Below are 16,399 nucleotides of genomic sequence, written 5' to 3' on the forward strand. Positions count from 1 at the left end.
GTATAGGAAGGGGCCCCTGCAATCAAAGCCGCCCGCCTTGTGCAGCCGCCCGCCGGAACGGAGCCGCCCGCCGGAACGGAGCCGCCCGCCTTGCGGAGCCGTCGGCCGTCAGCCGCGTGCGGGCCGGGTGATCACGGAGAACAGCGCGCCCTGCGGGTCGCGCAGCGCAGCGAGACGGCCCTGCGGGGTGTCGTGCGGCGGCACCAGGACGGAACCGCCCAGCCCGGTCGCGCGGGCGGCGGCGTCGTCGGCGTCGGCCACGGCGAAGTACACCGTCCAGTACGCCGGCAGGTCGGCCGGGAAGTCGTCGGCCAGCGGCGGCATCATCCCGCCGACGATCCGTTCGCCGCACCGCCAGCCGGTGTAGGAGGGACGGGTGGTCCCGCCCGTCTCCGGCGGGACCGGGCCCGCCGGCTGCTCCTCCGGACGCCAGCCGAAGACCAGCTCGTAGAAGACCTTCGCGCCTTCCGGGTCGGGCGTGACCAGCTCGTTCCAGCTCATCGCCCCGGGGGTGTCGAACAGCTCCGCCCCGGGGTGGGCCATCGGCTGCCAGACGCTGAACACCGCGCCGGCCGGGTCGGCGAAGACCGCCATCCGCCCCTGGTCGAACACGTCGAACGGACTGACCAGCACCTGCCCCCCGGCCGCCTCGACCCGGGTCGTGACGAGGTCCGCGTGGTCGGTCGCCACGTACGTCGACCAGATCGGCACCTGGTCGGGCGCGGCCGGCGGTCCGGCCCCGGCCACCGCGCGCCCGCCGAGCAGGAAGGTGGTGTAGCCGGCGGCCTCCGGCTGCGGGGCGATCCGGGTGGTCCAGCCGAACAGCTCCGGGTAGAAGCGCCGGGCGTCCGCCAGGCCCGGGGTGGCCAGGTCGGCCCAGCACGGCGTGCCCGGCGGCGGGACGCTGCTCACGCTGCCCTCCCTCCACAGGTGGCGGCCCGGCGGGACGCCCTGCCCGCATCCTGGCACCGTCACCCGATGGAACGGGCGGGAACGGGACGAAACGCCCCGGCCGGGCGGCGGGCCCGGTCCCTTGCCGGCGACCGCCGGCCCCGTCCCTTGCCGGGGGCCGCCGGCCCCGACCCGCGCCCACGGGCTCGCCGGACACCTGATCGGGCCGTCTCAGCGGAAGCGGCGGCCCTCGTCGCGCCGGTACGCCCAGCCGGCGAGCGCCGCCAGCGCCACCACCCAGACGCCGAGCATCAGCACCGACACCGGCGCGGGACGCCAGTCGCCGACCGCCGCCCACATCAGCTCGACCGCGCCCCGCGTCGGCAGGTACGGCGCGATCGCCCTGACGAAGGCGGGCGCGGCGTCCGGGGCGGAGAGCAGCCCGCCGCCGAACGCCAGCGGGAAGAAGACGATCTGCGCGACCACGATCGCCGCCTTGCTCGGCAGCGCGTACCCGATGGCGAGCCCCATCAGCGTGAACGGCACGGAGATCAGCCCGACCACGGCCACGGCCAGGCCGAACGCCCCGGGGCTGATCCGGGCGTCGGTGAACAGCGCCGCGATCACCACCACCGGGAGCAGGGAGAGGAAGGTCAGCGCCAGGCCCGCGAGCACCCGTCCGGCGAAGGCCGGCGCCGCCCCGGCCGGCAGGGTCCGGGTGTACGGGTTCCAGGGCTGGTCGCGGTCCTCGGCCACGCCCACGCCGTACTGGAAGATGTTGGCGCTCATCACCGCGAACGTGACCATCGCGGCGGTGGCGTAGGTGGCGCCCGTCGGATCGTCCCCGGCGAACGGGACCACGAAGAAGAGCATCGCCACGGCCGGGAAGAAGGCGCTGCCGAAGACCGCCACCGGGATGCGGAGCGTCTGCAACAGCTGGTAGCGGGCGTGCACGAGGGCGAGTCTCACGGGGGCGGTCTCCTCACGCGGCGGTCGGGGTGGCGGCACCCCGCCCACCCGGGGTGGCTGGCCCGTGTCCTCCGGGGACGGCTGGCCCGTGCCCGCCGGGGGAGGTGATGGCCAGGAACGCCTCCTCCAGCGAGGTGGGGCGAACCTCCAGGTCGCGGAAGGCCACCCCGCTGGTCACCAGTTCCCGGACCAGCCGGTCGGAGTCGCTGGTGAGCAGGTGGGTGCGGTCGTCGACCCGCTCGACCCGGACCACGCCCGGCAGGTCGGGCAGGTCGCCCGCGACCAGGCTGACCCGGCGTACGCCGACCACCGAGCGGATCGCCGCCGTGCTGTCGTCGGCCAGCACCCGCCCCTGCCCGATCACCACCACCCGGTGCGCCAGCGCCTCCACCTCCTCCAGGTAGTGACTGCTCAGCAGCACCGTGCCGCCGTCGGCGTGGAAGCCGCGGATCGCCTCCCACAGGGTGTGCCGGGCCTCGACGTCCAGTCCGGTGGTCGGCTCGTCGAGGAGCACCAGCCGGGGCCGCCCGACGAAGGCGAGCGCCACGGCCAGCCGCCGGCGCTGGCCGCCGGAGAGCCCGCCGGTCTGCCGGCGTACCTGGTCGGCGAGGCCGAACCGGTCGAGCAACTCGCCCCGGGGGACCGGGTCCGGGTAGTGCGCGGCGACGAAGTCGACCACCTCGCCGACCCGGAGGGTGGCCGGCAGGCCGGTCTCCTGCGGGGTGACGCCGACCGCCAGGCGGTGGGCGGGGTCGTGGGGGTCGCCGCCGAACAGCTCGACCCGGCCGGCGGTGGGCCGGCGCAGCCCGACGAGCAGGTTGAGCAGTGTGCTCTTGCCGGCACCGTTCGGCCCGAGCAGGCCGACCAGCTCACCCGCGCGCACGTCGAGGTCGACCCGGTCGAGGGCGAGCACGTCGCCGTACCGGCGGGTGGCCTGGTCGGCGCGGGCGAGGATCATGAACGCTCCTTCTCAGCGGGTCGGTCGGACCAGCGCCGGCGCATCGGTCGGCCGGACCAGCGCGGGCGCATCGGTCGGCCGGACCAGCGCGGGCGCATCGGTCGGTCGGACCGGCCCCGGCTCAGCGGGGCGGCCGGACCAGCGCCGGAGCGGGCCGGACCAGCGCCGGGCCGCCCGGGGTCGGGGTCGGGGTCGGGGTCGCCGGGAGTTCCCCGGTCGCGCCCCGGGACCGGGCGGCGGCCGGGCCGGACAGGGCGGTGACCAGGAACGCGCCGGTGGCGGCCCCGATCGGGTCGGGCTGGCCGGGCACCTGGTAGTGCGTGACGTTCGTGCCGAGCGTCACCTGGCGGGAGCCGTCGGGGGCGTGCAGCGAGATCGTGGCGTGCCCGAAGACCACCCCGTCGTGCCCCCAGAACCGGCCGCCGGGCAGCGCCAGCCACAGCAGGCCGAGGCCGTACCCGCCGGCCTCCGGCTGCGCCGGGTCCAGCGGCACGGTGGTCCGCATCCGGGCCAGCTCGGCCGGGCGCAGCAGCCGGCCCCCGAGCAGCGCGCGGAAGAACCGGTTGAGGTCCTCCGCCGTGGAGACCAGCGCGCCGGCCGTCCACGCCCACGACATGTTCGTCACGCTGAAGTCGCGGAGCTGGCCGTCGTACCAGGGCAGGTACGCCTCGCTGTGCGGCCCGGCGATCCGGGTGCGCCGCCCCGGGAAGTACGTCTGGCGCAGCCCCAGCGGCCGGATGACCCGCCGGTGCACCTCGTCGGCCGCGCTGCGGCCGGTCACCCGCTCGACGACCAGGCCGGCGAGGATGTAGTTGGTGTTCGAATAGGCGAACCCCGCCCCCGGCGCCCCGGTGCGGGGCTCGTCGAGCCCGATCCGGGCGAGCTGGTCCGGGGTGAACGTGGTGAACCGGAGCCGCTCGACGTCGTAGCCGCTGGTGAACAGCACGGTGTCGTAGTCGCCGATGCCGCTGGTGTGGTTGAGCAGCATCGCGACGGTGACCCCGGGCACGGCGTACTGCGGGAGATAGTGGCCGAGCGGGGCGTCCAGCGCCACCCGGCCCTCGCCGGCCAGGCGCAGCAGCGTGGCGGCGACGAACGTCTTCGTGATGCTGCCGACCCGGTGCTGGAAGCCGGGCCGCATCGACCGGCCGGTGTCGAGGTCGGCGACGCCGCTCGCGCCGCGCCACCGGTCCCGGCCGTCGCGGGCCTCGGCGAACGCCCCCACCATTCCGGCGTCGGTGATCGCGCCGATCCCGGCGTCGAGCGCGTCCGCCGGCAGCCGCCCCGCCGCCGCTCCCGACCCGGTGGCCACGCCCGATCCGTCGGGTGCGGCCGGCCCGGCGGGCGTGGCGGCCCCGGCGGGTGCGGCCGTCGCCGGGGCGGCGGCCAGCAGGGGCGTGGCCGCCAGCGCGGTGCCGGCCCCGGCGAGCAGGAGATCGCGGCGTGACAGGTGCATGGTGCCTCCCGAGCGGACGAGGTGCACCCATCATCACCGATCGCCACAACCCGCCTCGCCGATGGTGTTTCGGCGGCAAGAAGGGGACCCTTCTCGACCGTATGCGTTAACAGGGGGCCCTTCCTTACAGCGGGGCGGGGAGCGGGGCGGTGTGCAGCACCGTCAGGCGGGAGACCGCCCGGGTCAGCACCACGTACAGCCGGTGCAGCCCGCGCGGCTCGGCCGCCACGATCGCCGCCGGCTCCACGGTCACCACGTGGTCGTACTCCAGGCCCTTGACCAGCGTCGCCGGGACCACCGTGACCCGCGTCGAGGCCGCCACGTCGTCGGCGGTCGCGGTGTCGATCCCGGCGGCGGCCAGCGCCGCCCGCAGCCCGCCGACCGCGTCGTCGGCGGCGATCACCCCGACCGAGCCGTCGTGGGCCAGCGCCGCCCGCACCTCGTCCACCGTCGCCGCCACCAGGTCATCCACCGTACGCACGTCCAGCTCGCCGTCGCGGCGCAGCGACTCCGCCGGGGGTACGTCCACCGCGAGCGCCGGCAGCAGCCGGTTGGCGAACGCCACCACGGCGGCGGGCACCCGGAAGCCGACGCTCAGCGGCACCACCGTCGCGTCCGGCTTGCCCAGGTGGGCCAGGGACTCCCGCCAGTCGCGGGCGGCCCACGGGGCGGTGCCCTGCGCCAGGTCGCCGAGCAACGTGATCGATCCGTGCTCGCTGCGCCGGGCGATGGCCCGGCACTGCATGGGGGAGAGGTCCTGCGCCTCGTCGACCACCACGTGCCCGAAGCCGGCGGGGCGCTCCAGCAGCCCGGCGGCCTCGTCGACGAGCACCGCGTCGGCGGCCGTCCACTTCGTCGCCTTCGGGGTGCGCGGCGGCTTCGCCCAGGTCAGCAGCGCCTGCTCGGCCCCGGTGAGGACGCCGTCGGCGGCCGCGGCGAGCGCCGCCGGATCGGCGAGCAGCTCGTGCACCAGCCCTTCCGGGGTGAGCGCCGGCCAGACCGCGTCCAGGAAGTCGGCGACGGGACGGCACCTGCCCATCCGGCGCAGCCAGGCGTCGCCGGGCGACTCGGCCCGGCGGGCCTCGGCCTGGCGTTGCAGCAGGCCGACCACGCGGGCCCGGACCCGTTCCCGGCCGGTGGCGTACGGCAGCCCCTCCCGGCGGGTCTCCTCGACGACGCGGTGCAGCGGGTCGAGGCCGATCCGCCAGCGGAACGAGCCGTCGGAGACCATGATCGGCTCGGTGGGGGCGGCGATCCGGGCCTCGACGGCCCGCCGCAGCACCTCGGCCATCCGCGCGTCGTGCTTGAGCGCCGCCTGGGTCGGGTCCTCCACCGCCCGCACCGGCACCCGGGTGATCAGGTCCTCCACGGTCGCCTGCTCGACCTCGACCTCGCCGAGCGCCGGCAGCACCGCCGCGATGTAGGACAGGAACGCCCGGTTCGGCCCCACGATCAGCACCCCGGACCGGCGCAGCCGCTCCCGGTGCAGATAGAGCAGGTACGCCGCCCGGTGCAGGCCGACGGCCGTCTTCCCGGTGCCCGGCGCGCCCTGTACGCAGATCGAGGCGGCCAGGTCGGCGCGGACCAGTTCGTCCTGCTCCGGCTGGATGGTGGCGACGATGTCGCGCATCGGGCCGACGCGGGGGCGCTCGATCTCGGCGGTGAGGATGCGGCTGGCGGTGCCCAGCTCCTCGCCCCGGTCCAGGTGTTCGTCCTCGAAGCTGGTCAGCGCCCCGGCGCTGAAGCCGAAGCGGCGGCGCACGGTCACGCCCTGCGGGTCGCGGGCGCTGGCCCGGTAGAACGACCGGGAGATCGGGGCCCGCCAGTCGAGCACCATGGGCTCGCCGAGATCGTCGGTGACGTGCCGGCGGCCGACGTGGTGCTCCTCGTCGCCGAACGTGAGCCGCCCGAAGAACAGCGGGGTGTCGGGCTGGTCGGCCAGCTCGGCGACGCGGCGGGACAGGGTACGCCCCAGGGTCTCCGCCGTGTACGCGTCACCGGCGACGTTGTGGCCGGTGGCGAAGAGGGCCTCGGTCCGTTCGCGCATGCGGGCCAGCGCGGCCCGGGACGCGTCCAGGTGGGCCCGTTCGGCGGCCAGCTCGGTGTCCAGGGACATGGGGGCGTGCGGGGTCATCCGACCTACTCCTCGGCGCGGGGGACAACACTGCCGCTCGCGTTTCCGGCAAGGAAGGCCGGCGCGGGGACGTCCGCTGCGGTGCTGGACACCTCGGCCGTCGGCGGGGGAAACAGTCTACTCCGCCCCACCCACTCGCTCAGCCGCTTTACCCACCCCACCCCGAGTCCGGTGATCAAGAGAAAAGCGTCAGAGTCGATCTCTGCGATGACGCAAACCTCTTGATCACCGGACTGGGCGGCGGGGGTGGGGGTGGAAGGGCCAGGGGTGGAGCGCCTCCAGGGCGGCGGCCGTGTGGACGAGCAGGTGTTCGTGGCGGTGGCGGGCGACGATCTGGAGGCCGACCGGGGTGCCGTCGGGGGCGAAACCGGCCGGGACGCTGGCGGCGGGGTGTCCACTGAGGTTGAACGCCCAGGTCAGCGCCACACTCATCCGGTCTCCCGGCCCGGCGTGGCCGTGGGCCGGGCCCGGGGTGGTGGGGGTGAGCAGCAGGTCGGCGACGGCGAAGAGCCGGGCCAGGCGCGCGTCGTTGCCGGTCCGCAGGCGCGCGGCGGCGTCCCGGTCGCCGGGCGCTCGCAGGGCTCGCCAGGCCGGCGCGGGATCGGCGAGCGTCAGGTCGTACGCGACCCACCGGAGGTGTCCCGCGTCGGCGAGCCGGTCGGCGGCGGCGCGGGCGGGCCCCGCGACGGCGGGGTCGACCTCGGCGTGGCCGAGCGTGGTGGACCAGACCGCCCGCAGCGGCCCGCCGCCGGCAGGGTCGAGGTCGTGCCGGCCGACGGCTGCGCGGAGGCCGCCGCGAGCCTGGCCGGCGAGGCGGGTACCGAGAAGGGCGTCGAGATAGGCGGCGGCATCGGCGACCGTACGCGCCAGCGGGCCCGGCGCGTTGAGCCCGGCGGCGTCGGAGGCGGGCAGCAGCCCGTTGGTGATCTTGATGCCGACGACGCCGCACCAGGCGGCGGGGATGCGCACCGAGCCGGCCCCGTCGTTGCCGGTGGCGAGGGGGACGAGCCCGGCGGCGACGGCGGCTGCCGACCCGGCCGACGACCCACCGGGCGTACGGTCGGCGCGCCAGGGGTTGACGGTGGGGCCCCGGTCGGTGTGGCCCCACGTCTGCCACGGCGTGCCCCGGGGGACGGCGGTTGCTCCGACCGGGATGCAGCCGGCGGCGACCAGCCGGCGGGCCTGGAGCGAGTCGACGCCCTCGGTGGCCTTGACGCCCAGCGGCACGCCGGCCAACGGCAGCGGGCCGGCGGCGAGGGCGTGCTCCAGCTCGCGGGCGGCGTGCCGGGCCCGCTCCGGCCAGGTCTCGCGGAAGGCCCGCAGGGTGACGTCGGCGGAGCCGATGCGGGCCAGGGCCGCCTCGACGACGTCGACCGGGCGGAGCCGGCCGGCGTTGACCAGCTCGGCGATCTCGACGGCGCTCCGGGGCGCGGCGGGATCGGCGGAGTGGGCCGGGCCGTCCGGTGTGCCGGGATCGGCGGAGGAGGCCGGGCTGCCGGGGGCGCCGGGTGGTGCGGTGTCCATCGTGGGGGCCTCGCTCGTCGCCGTGCCGGCGGTCGCGCTCCGCGCCGCCGTCGAGGTGCCGCCGTCGAGCGTAGCGGCGGGGCCGATGGCGGGCGCGGGTGGCGGGCGGGATCATGGGGGCATGAGCGAGGCGCCGCCGGGCCGGCAGCGGGTGACGATCAGCGATCCGCAGGTGATGCGCGCCCTGGCCCACCCGGCGCGGCTCGCGATCATGGAACATCTCGCCTCGATCGAGTCGGGGGCCACCGCCACCGAGTGCGCGGAGATCGCCGGCCTGTCGCCGAGCGCGACCAGCTACCACCTGCGCGAGCTGGCGAAGTTCGGCCTGATCGAGCAGGCCCCGAGCCGGGGGGACGCCCGGGAGCGGGTGTGGCGGGCGTTCAGCCCGTCGTACAACGTGGAGGCGGGGCAGGCGGCCGGTTCCGAGGCGCGGGCCGCCGAGCTGGCTCTCGTGGAGGCGCACCTCGCCCGGGACGCGCAGCGCACCCGGGAGTGGTTCCGCCGGATGGCCGATGAGCCGCCGGAGTGGTATCGCGCCGGGTCGTTCAGCGACACCGTGCTGTTGCTCACCGCCGAGGAGCTGTCGGCGCTCAACGAGGCGGTCCAGGACCTGATTGCGCCCTACCGGCGTCGGGTGCGGACCGATCCGCCGGCCGGGGCGCGTTCCGTGGCCATCCAGTACCGGTCGGTGCCCGTGGACTGAACGGGCGGCGACGGGGATTGCCCACACCAGGTGTGAAGGATTATTTTCGAAGTATGTCCTTCGCATCTGGTCGGTCGCGCTGGCCCGACGTCTGGCTCGCCACCGCCGCCCGGGGCATCTCCAGCTGCGGCGACTTCCTGGCCGCGAGCACGCTCACCCTCGCCCTCCAGTCCGCCGGGGCCGGCGGCCCGGCCGTGGCGGGGCTGCTGATCGCCGCCAGCCTGCCGCTCGTCGCCCTCGCCCCGCTGACCGGCCGGCTCGCCGACCGGGTGGACTCCCGCACCCTGCTCGTCGCGGCCGGCGTGGTCCAGGCGGCGATCTGCCTCGCCCTCGCGTACGCCGGACACCCGGCCCTGGTGATCGGCCTGGTGGCGCTGCTGGCCGCCGGGCTCGCGGTCACCCAGCCGGTGCTCGCCGCCCTCGTCCCGGCGATGGTCACGCCCGGGGACCTGCCCCGGGCCAGCGCGCTGAACCAGACGGCCGGCACCCTCGGCGCGCTGGCCGGCCCGGCGCTGGCCGGGCTGCTGGTGGGGCAGTTCGGCACCCGCGTGCCGCTGCTGCTGGACGCCGTCAGCTACCTCGCCCTGGTGGCCGCCGGCCTGCTGATCCGCACCCGCCGCGGCGGCGCCCGCCCGGCCACCAAGCCCCGCCCGGCCGTCAAGTCCCGGCCGACCGTCAAGCCGCGCCCGGCCGCCGACGCCCACCCGACCCCGGCTCCCGACGGGCCGACCCGGGGCTGGCGGCTGCGCCCCGACCGGCTGCTGTTCGCCATGGTGGCCTCGCTCGCCGGGGTGGTCGGCGCGGTCGGGGCGATCAACGTGATCGAGGTGTTCTTCATCCGCGAGACGCTGGGCAGCTCCACCACCGTCTACGGGCTCGTCACCGGGGCCTGGCCGCTGGGCATCGTGGCCGGGGCGTGGGCGCTCGCCCCGCTGACCCGCCGGCTCACCGACGACGGTCGGCTGCTCGGCGTGGGGCTGCTCCTGCTCGGCGGGTGCTGCCTCGCGGTGCTGGTCTCCGCCGCCGTGCCGTCCGCCTGGTTGCTGGTGCCGATCTGGCTGCTCGGCGGGCTGCTCAACGGCGGCAACAACGTCGTCAGCAACGTGCTGCTGGCCCGCCGGGTGCCCGAGGCGGCGCGCGGCCGGGCGTACGCCGTGCTCGGCGCGGCCGTGCAGGGCGCGGGCATGGTCGGTCTCGCGGTCGGCGGCCTGCTGCTCGACCTGGCCGACCCCCGGCCGCTGGTGGCGGCGTGCGGCACCGTGGGGTTGCTCGCGGTGGCCGCCTTCGCCGTCCCGGTCCTCCGCGCGGCCCGCGCCGACCGGGCCACCGATCGCGCCACCGGACAGGTCGCCGAACGTGCGGTCGTCCCGGGTGCCGCCGCGACTGGCGGCGGCCCGGGGCAGCGGCGCGGGGCGGCCCGCGCGGCGGGCTCTACGCCGTGAGCGACTGCCGGATCCGCGCGTACTCGGCGGCCATCTCCGGATCGGCCAGGAAGTCGTCGAGCTCGGCCGAGACCCGGTAGTCGACCTCCTCCAGGGAGCGGATGGCGAGCTCGTACAGTTCGCCGCGCCGGTGCTCCTCCAGGTAGGTGGTCCAGTGTTCGAGCGCGGTGAGGACGATCAGCAGGCCGGGGTCCATGTCGCCGTCGGCGAGGGTGCCCTCGTCGATGCGGTCCAGGAGGGCACGCAGTTCGGCCGCGCCGGCGGTGGTGACGGTCTCCAGGGCGGTGGCCAGCGCCGCCTGGGCGTCCTCGTCGAGGTCCTCCTCGTCGGCCTCGTCCACCAGGTCGGCGGTGGTCAGGCGGGTGATGGTCGCCAAGCCGAAGGCGTGCAGTTCGTCCTCGCCGGCGGCGTCGATCAGCTGCTGGATGGCCTTCTCGACCTCTTGGTATCGCATCGCGTCAGGGTAGTGGCCGGCGGCCGACGCCCGGCGGCCGGTGCCGGCGGTGACCACGGCCGCCGGCCCGCCCGGCTCCTGCCGCGCCCCGGCGTCGGCCCACGGAACGGGCCACCCGGAAACCCGGGTGGCCCGCTCCCGCGTCGTCACGGTCAGAGGTTCAGGCTCCAACTGTTGAGGTAACCGGTGTCGAGGCTCGCCGCGTCCTGCACCCGCAGCCGCCAGCTCCCGTTCGCCACCTCCGAGGAGAGGTTCACGGTGTACGTCTGGTCGATGTTGTCGGTGCCGCCGCCGGAGCGGTTGTGCAGCACGTACGCGCTGCCGTCCGGCGCGATCAGGCTGACCACCAGGTCACCGATGTAGGTGTGCACGATGTGCACCTCGACCTTGCTCGCGGTCGAGGGGGTCGCCGCGCAGCCGCTGATCACGATGGCGCTCTCCACCGTCGTGTTGTCGGCGATCGCGACGTCGGTGCCGTTCGTGCCGGAGCAGCCCGGCAGCCCGTTCACCGTGAGGCTCAGCGTGGTGGTCCGGGCGACCGAGGGGGAGGTGCCCACCAGCGTGATCGCCACCGTGCCGCTGCCGGCGGTGGCGGCGGCGGTGACCGTGACCGTGGTCGACCCGCCGGCGGTGACCGACGACGGCGCGAACGACACGCTCACCCCGGCCGGCAGCGGGCCGGTCGAGAAGGTGACCTGCTCGGCGGTGCCCCGGACGACCGTGGTGCCGACCGTGGCGGTGCCCGAGGTGCCCGGGTCCAGGGTCAGCGCCGCCGGGGTGGCCGAGACGGTGAAGTCGTTGGCCGCGCACGACTCGGTGCCGGTGACGTTCACCGACGTCCAGGCGGCCATCACCGCCTTGTACTCGGTGCTGCACAGGCCGTACAGGTCGGTGGCGGCCGACAGGCTGTGCAGGCGCGCGGTGTTGGTCGGCTGCGCGGTGTTCACGTAGCGGGTGTTCGACACGAAGTACGCGTCGAGCGCCCGGAACCAGATCTTCTCCGCCTTCTCCCGGCCGATCCCGGTCACCGGCGGGGCCGACCCGCACAGCGGCGAGGTGCCGTAGGGGGTGACGCCGGAGCCCTCGGCCAGGTTGAAGAAGAAGTGGTTGGCCACGCCCGAGGAGTAGTGCACGTCGAGGCTGTTGGTGCCGGTCGACCAGCAGCCGTGCGACTTGCCGTCCAGCGTCGGGTCGTACATGTAGCGCAGCGGGGTGCCGTTGCCGTTGATGTTGATCTTCTCGCCGACCTGGTAGTCGCCCGGGTCGACCGGGGTGTCGGCGTAGAACTCCACCATGTTGCCGAAGATGTCGCTGGTGGCCTCGTTCAGGCCGCCGGACTCGCCCGAGTAGGTCAGGCCGCCGGGGACCACGTTCTCGGTGACGCCGTGGGACATCTCGTGGCCGGCGACGTCGAGGGCGACCAGCGGCCGGGCGTTGCCCGCGCCGTCGCCGTAGGTCATCTGCGCGCCGTCCCAGAAGGCGTTGACGTACGCGTTGCCGTAGTGCACCCGGCTCGGCACGCCGGTGCCGTTGCCGAAGATGCCGTTGCGGCCGTGCACCTCGGTGAAGTAGTCGAAGGTCGTGGCCGCGCCGAAGTGCGCGTCTACCGCGGCGGACTGCCGGTTCGAGGTCGCGCCGGTGCCCCACACGTTGTCGGCGTCGGTGAAGGTGGTGCAGGTCGAGGTGCCGTTGTTCATGTCGCAGGTGCGCCCGTTGCCCCGGGTCGGGTCGATCATGCTGTACGTCGAACCGGACAGCGTGGTGTCGATCGAGACCGGGCCGGCGTAGATGCTGTTGCCGGTGCCGACGACGGACTCGATCTCGTCGAAGGAGCCGATCCGGGCGCCGGTGAGCGCGTCACTGATCACGTGCAGCCTGGCGGGGGTCTGGCCGTCCGGGGCCCAGCCGGTCACCACCGTCTCCCAGGCGAGCCGCCCGGTTCCGCTGCTGGCGTCGACGAACAGCTCCGCCGGGCCGGTGCCGGTGACCCGGCCGGAGAACCCGGCGACCGCGGCCTTGCGGGCCTTCGCGGCGCTGACCTTCGGGGTGGTGGCGAGGCTCAGCGGGGCGGCCAGGCCGACCGAACTGCCCGCGTAGTCGCCGTCGGCCTCGGTGCGGATGACGACGTCCCCGCCGTAGACGCGGAGCCCGTCGTAGGTGCGGGTGTAGCGGACCACGCCCCGACCCTCGGCGTCCCGCTTGCTGCTGTGCACCGCGAAGCGGTCCTTCGCCGAGGACCTGACGGCTCGGGAGTGCTCCTTCAGGGCGGTGTCGGCGGCGGCGACCAGCGCCGGTCCCGGGGTGGATGGCGGGGCGGCGGACGCGCTCGTGGTGGTGACCACGAGGCCGCTGCCGACCAGCATGGTGACGCCGGCCAGCGCCAGGGCTGATCTCAAGATGACCTCCCCAATACGAGATGCACTCGCATCTGTCGATAGCGAGATCCTCGTCCGCCGGGGACGGACTGGGAATACGGTCATCGATGGATAAACATACCGACTTGTCCATCCCGGCGGTGGTATGACCGGCGGGCCGCCATGGTCGACGGGAGGCGCGCCGGGCGCGACGCCGTGCGGGATTGGCCACTCCGTGGCCCACCCGCTGAGCCCGGCCGGCAGGGCGGGGATACGGTCGCAGCATGGCTGACCGCATCGCCCGTCCCCGGGTCGGACACATCCAGTTCCTGAACTGCCTGCCGATCTACTGGGGCCTGATGCGTTCCGGCGCGCTGATCGACGTCGACCTGCACAAGGACTCGCCGGACCGGCTGAGCGCCGCGCTGGTCGCCGGTGACCTGGACATCGGGCCGATCTCGCACGTCGAATACCTGCGCCACGCCGACGATCTGCTGCTCCTGCCCGACCTGGCGGTCGGCAGCGACGGCCCGGTGCTCTCGGTCAACATGGTGTCCACCAGGCCCCTCGCCGAGCTGGGCGGCGGCCGGGTGGCCCTCGGCTCGACGTCGCGCACCGGCGTGCTGCTCGCCCGGCTGCTGCTCGGCGAGCGGTACGGCGTCCATCCCGACTACTTCCGCTGCCCGCCCGACCTGACGCAGATGCTGCTGGAGGCGGACGCCGGGGTGCTGATCGGGGACGTGGCGCTGCGGGCGCTGTACGAGGCCCCGCAGCGGGGGCTGGAGGTCACCGACCTCGGGCAGGCCTGGCGGGACTGGACCGGCCTGCCGATGGTCTTCGCCGTCTGGGCGGTGCGCCGGGAGTTCGCCGCCGCCCACCCCGGCCTGGTCAAGGAGGTGCACGAGGCGTTCCTGCGCTCCCGCGACCTGTGCCTGGCCGAGCTCGACCAGGTCGCCGAGGCCGCCGCCCGGTGGGAGTCGTTCGACGCCGCCACCCTGGCCACGTACTTCCGGGCGCTGGACTTCTCGCTCGGCGAGCGGCAGGTGGCCGGGCTGCGCGAGTTCGCCCGCCGGGCCGCCGAGATCGGCGAGGCCCCGCCGCTGCCGGCGGACGGCCCCCGGTTCTTCGCCGGCTGAGGCAGTCGACCCGGCGTCCGGCGGGACCGACCGCCGCCGGCGATCCGGCGTACGCCGCGACCGCCGCCGGGAGGAGACGGTCGCGGGGCGCGCGTCAGGTGCCGGAGCGCAGCACCGCCTCGGTGATCTTCTGGCAGTTCTTCATGCCGTACTCGTAGCCCATGTTGATCGGGTAGCGGACCATCACGCCCATCGTCCAGTTGTCGCCGATGGCCAGGCAGTTGATGTGCATCTCCTGCTCGCGGGTCCGGTCGATCCAGCCGTTCTTGATGGCGATCTTCTTCTGCTCGGCCGCCGGGAACGCCTTGCGGATGCCGAAGTCACCGGAGCCGCGCACCAGCCGCATCTCGTTGATCAGCCACTTGGTCCACTCCGGCCCGGCCGCCCGCCCGTCCTTGATGCAGGCGCCGAGGCGCGCGGTGTCCCGGGGCGAGAGGTTCGTCCGGCTCCAGCCGCCGTCGGCGGCGGGGCTGCTGTCGGTGGTCTTGCAGATGGAGATCATCCGTTTGATCGACGCGGACCGGCCCACGGTGTTGTAGAACTGCTCGGCGCGGGTGTTGTCGCTGTCGCGGATGATCCGGGTGGCGTCGGCGAGCTTGGCGTCGCTGGGCTTCTGCCCCTGCTCGTCGGTGCGCCGCAGGTAGTCGGCGACGATCCAGGACTTGATCAGCGACGCGGTGGTGCTGGTCTCGTCCATGTTCTTCGAGCCGATGATCTCGCCGGTGCGGGTGTCCAGGACGCTCCAGGCGTACCAGCCCTCGATGTCGAGGTCGATCTGCTTGTCGGCGAACGGCAGCGGCTCCAGCGTCGGCGAGGGGCTGGGCGAGGCGGTGGGACGCGACTTACGGTCCGAGGCCGTGTCGGCGGCGCGGTCGACGGGCGCGGACGCGTCGCCCCACTGCGCGGCGGCGGTCGACGCCATCGGCGAGCCGGGCAGCAGCCGCAGCGACACCAGCACGAGCCCGATCAGGACGGCCGCGACCGCGATCAGCCGCAGCGGCGACGCCTCGCCCCGCGCCGGGCCCCGGCGAGCCGAGCCCTCCCGCGCCGACTCTCCACCGCCGGCCCGGCGGCGGCTGCCCGCCATCAGAGCTTGCCGATCGGCTGCTGCGGCACCTTCAGGGCGGCGCCGGGCTGGGGGGTGACCAACTGGGTGGTGACGCTGGCACAGACCTTCGCACCGTACGACAGCCCCAACTTCTGCGGGTAGCGCAACATGACGGCGAGGCTCCACTTCTCGGTGACCGCAAGACAGTTCACGTGCCAGTTGCCGTCGTAGTTCAACGGTGTCCAGCCGTTCTTGATGCTGACCGGCCCCTGGGCCTTGATCTCGGCGGGCAGGCCGTCGACGATTCCCCACTTGCCGCCGCCGGAGCGCTGCCGTTGGTCCTTGACGCTGCCCCGCACCTTGCTCATCTCGTCCAGCAGGTAGGGCGTCCACTTCGCGCCGGCGGCCGTGCCGTCGCCGATGCAGTCGCCGAGCCGGACGGCGTCGCGGGGGGACATCTGGGTGAAGGCCCACCACCCGATGTATCCGGGCACGTTACCGGGCTTGGTGTCGGTCAGCCGGCAGATCTTGATCATCCGCTGGATCGAGTTGCCCCTGCCGTTGGCCACGTACAGATAGTTGGCCGCGTCGTCGTTGCTGTCCCGGATGGCGGCGCTGATCGACTTCTTCTGCGCGGCCGTGGGCTCCTTGTCGCCGAGCGACCGGAGGAAGTCGGCCGCGAACCAGGATTTGATCATCGACTCGGTCGAGCTGGTCTTGGTCAGGTTCTTCGAGCCGGAGATGCTGCCGCTCTCGCGGTCCATCAGGGCCCAGGAGAAGAACTCGCCGGTGAAGTTCACCGATACGGGGCCGGCGGCCAGGGTCGGCGGCGGCGGGGCGGTCGGCTCGGGGGCCGCCACGGCTTCCGCTTCGCCCCCGCCGGATCCGCTGTCGTCGCCGGAGAGCTTGGCGTACGCGGCGGGCACCAGCATGGCGCTGCCGACGAGGATCGCCACGACGGCGAGCACCAGGGCCACGCGAGGTCGCATGAGTGGGTGAGCTCCAGATGTCAGGGGCCGGGGGGACCGACTGCTTTCCGAACTGGTTCGTCCTGATCGCTGGGGGCCGGGGGAGTGGCCCGCGTCATACGCCCGACGGTCGTCGCAGCCGGTCGGTGTGACCGGGAAAGTCTACGTCCGGATGGCCGACACGCCAGGAACCGACGCCTGTCAAGTCGCTATGAAGGCGGGATTGTGACCTGTTATGCCGGTCTTGGGGGGATTCATCTCTGCTTAGTGACCCATGTCATACCTGCGCGCTGGCCTGGGTCAATGCGAAAAGGGGTCGACCCGTGACGGAAGGTGTGTTCGGAAACCTGTGACACCCTCTG

13 protein-coding genes are annotated in these 16,399 nt (G+C 74.4%); 3 read left to right on the forward strand and 10 right to left on the reverse strand.

Annotated elements, in window-relative coordinates:
* Positions 1–108 precede the first annotated feature (108 nt).
* From O7633_RS20700 to O7633_RS20725, 6 genes are all read right to left on the reverse strand, one after another.
* Entirely contained in the window at positions 109–912 is an 804-nt protein-coding gene (locus tag O7633_RS20700; protein WP_282323582.1) for a VOC family protein, read from the reverse strand.
* A 210-nt stretch (positions 913–1,122) separates the two neighbouring features.
* Positions 1,123–1,860: an ABC transporter permease gene (locus O7633_RS20705; protein WP_278130951.1), complete on the reverse strand. Its 738-nt coding sequence runs from the start codon at positions 1,858–1,860 to the stop codon at positions 1,123–1,125.
* A gap of 13 nt (positions 1,861–1,873) precedes the next feature.
* Positions 1,874–2,818, reverse strand: a complete 945-nt coding sequence (locus O7633_RS20710) for an ABC transporter ATP-binding protein (protein WP_282323583.1) — start codon at positions 2,816–2,818, stop codon at positions 1,874–1,876.
* A 121-nt stretch (positions 2,819–2,939) separates the two neighbouring features.
* Positions 2,940–4,274, reverse strand: a complete 1,335-nt coding sequence (locus O7633_RS20715; RefSeq protein ID WP_282323584.1) for a serine hydrolase domain-containing protein — start codon at positions 4,272–4,274, stop codon at positions 2,940–2,942.
* 124 nt (positions 4,275–4,398) lie between these two features.
* Complete coding sequence (locus O7633_RS20720) at positions 4,399–6,408, reverse strand: AAA family ATPase (protein ID WP_282323585.1); 2,010 nt, start codon at positions 6,406–6,408, stop codon at positions 4,399–4,401.
* A gap of 225 nt (positions 6,409–6,633) precedes the next feature.
* Complete coding sequence (locus O7633_RS20725; protein ID WP_282323586.1) at positions 6,634–7,932, reverse strand: amidase; 1,299 nt, start codon at positions 7,930–7,932, stop codon at positions 6,634–6,636.
* A 121-nt stretch (positions 7,933–8,053) separates the two neighbouring features.
* Between O7633_RS20725 and O7633_RS20730 the strand changes: the two genes are divergently transcribed.
* Positions 8,054–8,635, forward strand: coding sequence for a winged helix-turn-helix domain-containing protein (locus O7633_RS20730; protein WP_282328606.1), 582 nt, complete (start codon positions 8,054–8,056; stop codon positions 8,633–8,635).
* Positions 8,636–8,688: 53 nt separating this feature from the next.
* Entirely contained in the window at positions 8,689–10,077 is a 1,389-nt protein-coding gene (locus O7633_RS20735) for an MFS transporter (protein ID WP_282323587.1), read from the forward strand.
* Here O7633_RS20735 and O7633_RS20740 read toward each other — a convergent pair.
* Positions 10,067–10,531, reverse strand: coding sequence for a hypothetical protein (locus O7633_RS20740; protein WP_282323588.1), 465 nt, complete (start codon positions 10,529–10,531; stop codon positions 10,067–10,069). The two genes, O7633_RS20735 and O7633_RS20740, sit on opposite strands and share 11 nt — an antisense overlap.
* A 152-nt stretch (positions 10,532–10,683) precedes the next feature.
* Positions 10,684–12,927 (reverse strand): M4 family metallopeptidase, encoded by a 2,244-nt coding sequence (locus O7633_RS20745; protein ID WP_282323589.1) that lies wholly within the window; start codon positions 12,925–12,927, stop codon positions 10,684–10,686.
* A 242-nt stretch (positions 12,928–13,169) separates the two neighbouring features.
* Here O7633_RS20745 and O7633_RS20750 point away from each other — a divergent pair, with 242 nt between their 5' ends.
* Positions 13,170–14,021 carry a menaquinone biosynthesis protein gene (locus O7633_RS20750; protein ID WP_282323590.1) on the forward strand — a complete coding sequence of 284 codons (852 nt, stop codon included), beginning with the start codon at positions 13,170–13,172 and terminating at the stop codon, positions 14,019–14,021.
* Positions 14,022–14,115: 94 nt separating this feature from the next.
* Here the strand turns inward: O7633_RS20750 and O7633_RS20755 are convergent, their stop codons facing one another.
* Together O7633_RS20755 and O7633_RS20760 are read right to left on the reverse strand one after the other, a co-directional pair.
* Positions 14,116–15,108 (reverse strand): hypothetical protein, encoded by a 993-nt coding sequence (locus O7633_RS20755; RefSeq protein WP_282323591.1) that lies wholly within the window; start codon positions 15,106–15,108, stop codon positions 14,116–14,118.
* Positions 15,108–16,058: a hypothetical protein gene (locus O7633_RS20760; protein ID WP_282323592.1), complete on the reverse strand. Its 951-nt coding sequence runs from the start codon at positions 16,056–16,058 to the stop codon at positions 15,108–15,110. The genes O7633_RS20755 and O7633_RS20760 overlap by 1 nt, the downstream gene beginning before the upstream one ends.
* Positions 16,059–16,399 lie beyond the last annotated feature (341 nt).

Source organism: Micromonospora sp. WMMD712 (genome assembly GCF_029581295.1).
GTDB classification, from domain to species: domain Bacteria; phylum Actinomycetota; class Actinomycetes; order Mycobacteriales; family Micromonosporaceae; genus Micromonospora; species Micromonospora carbonacea.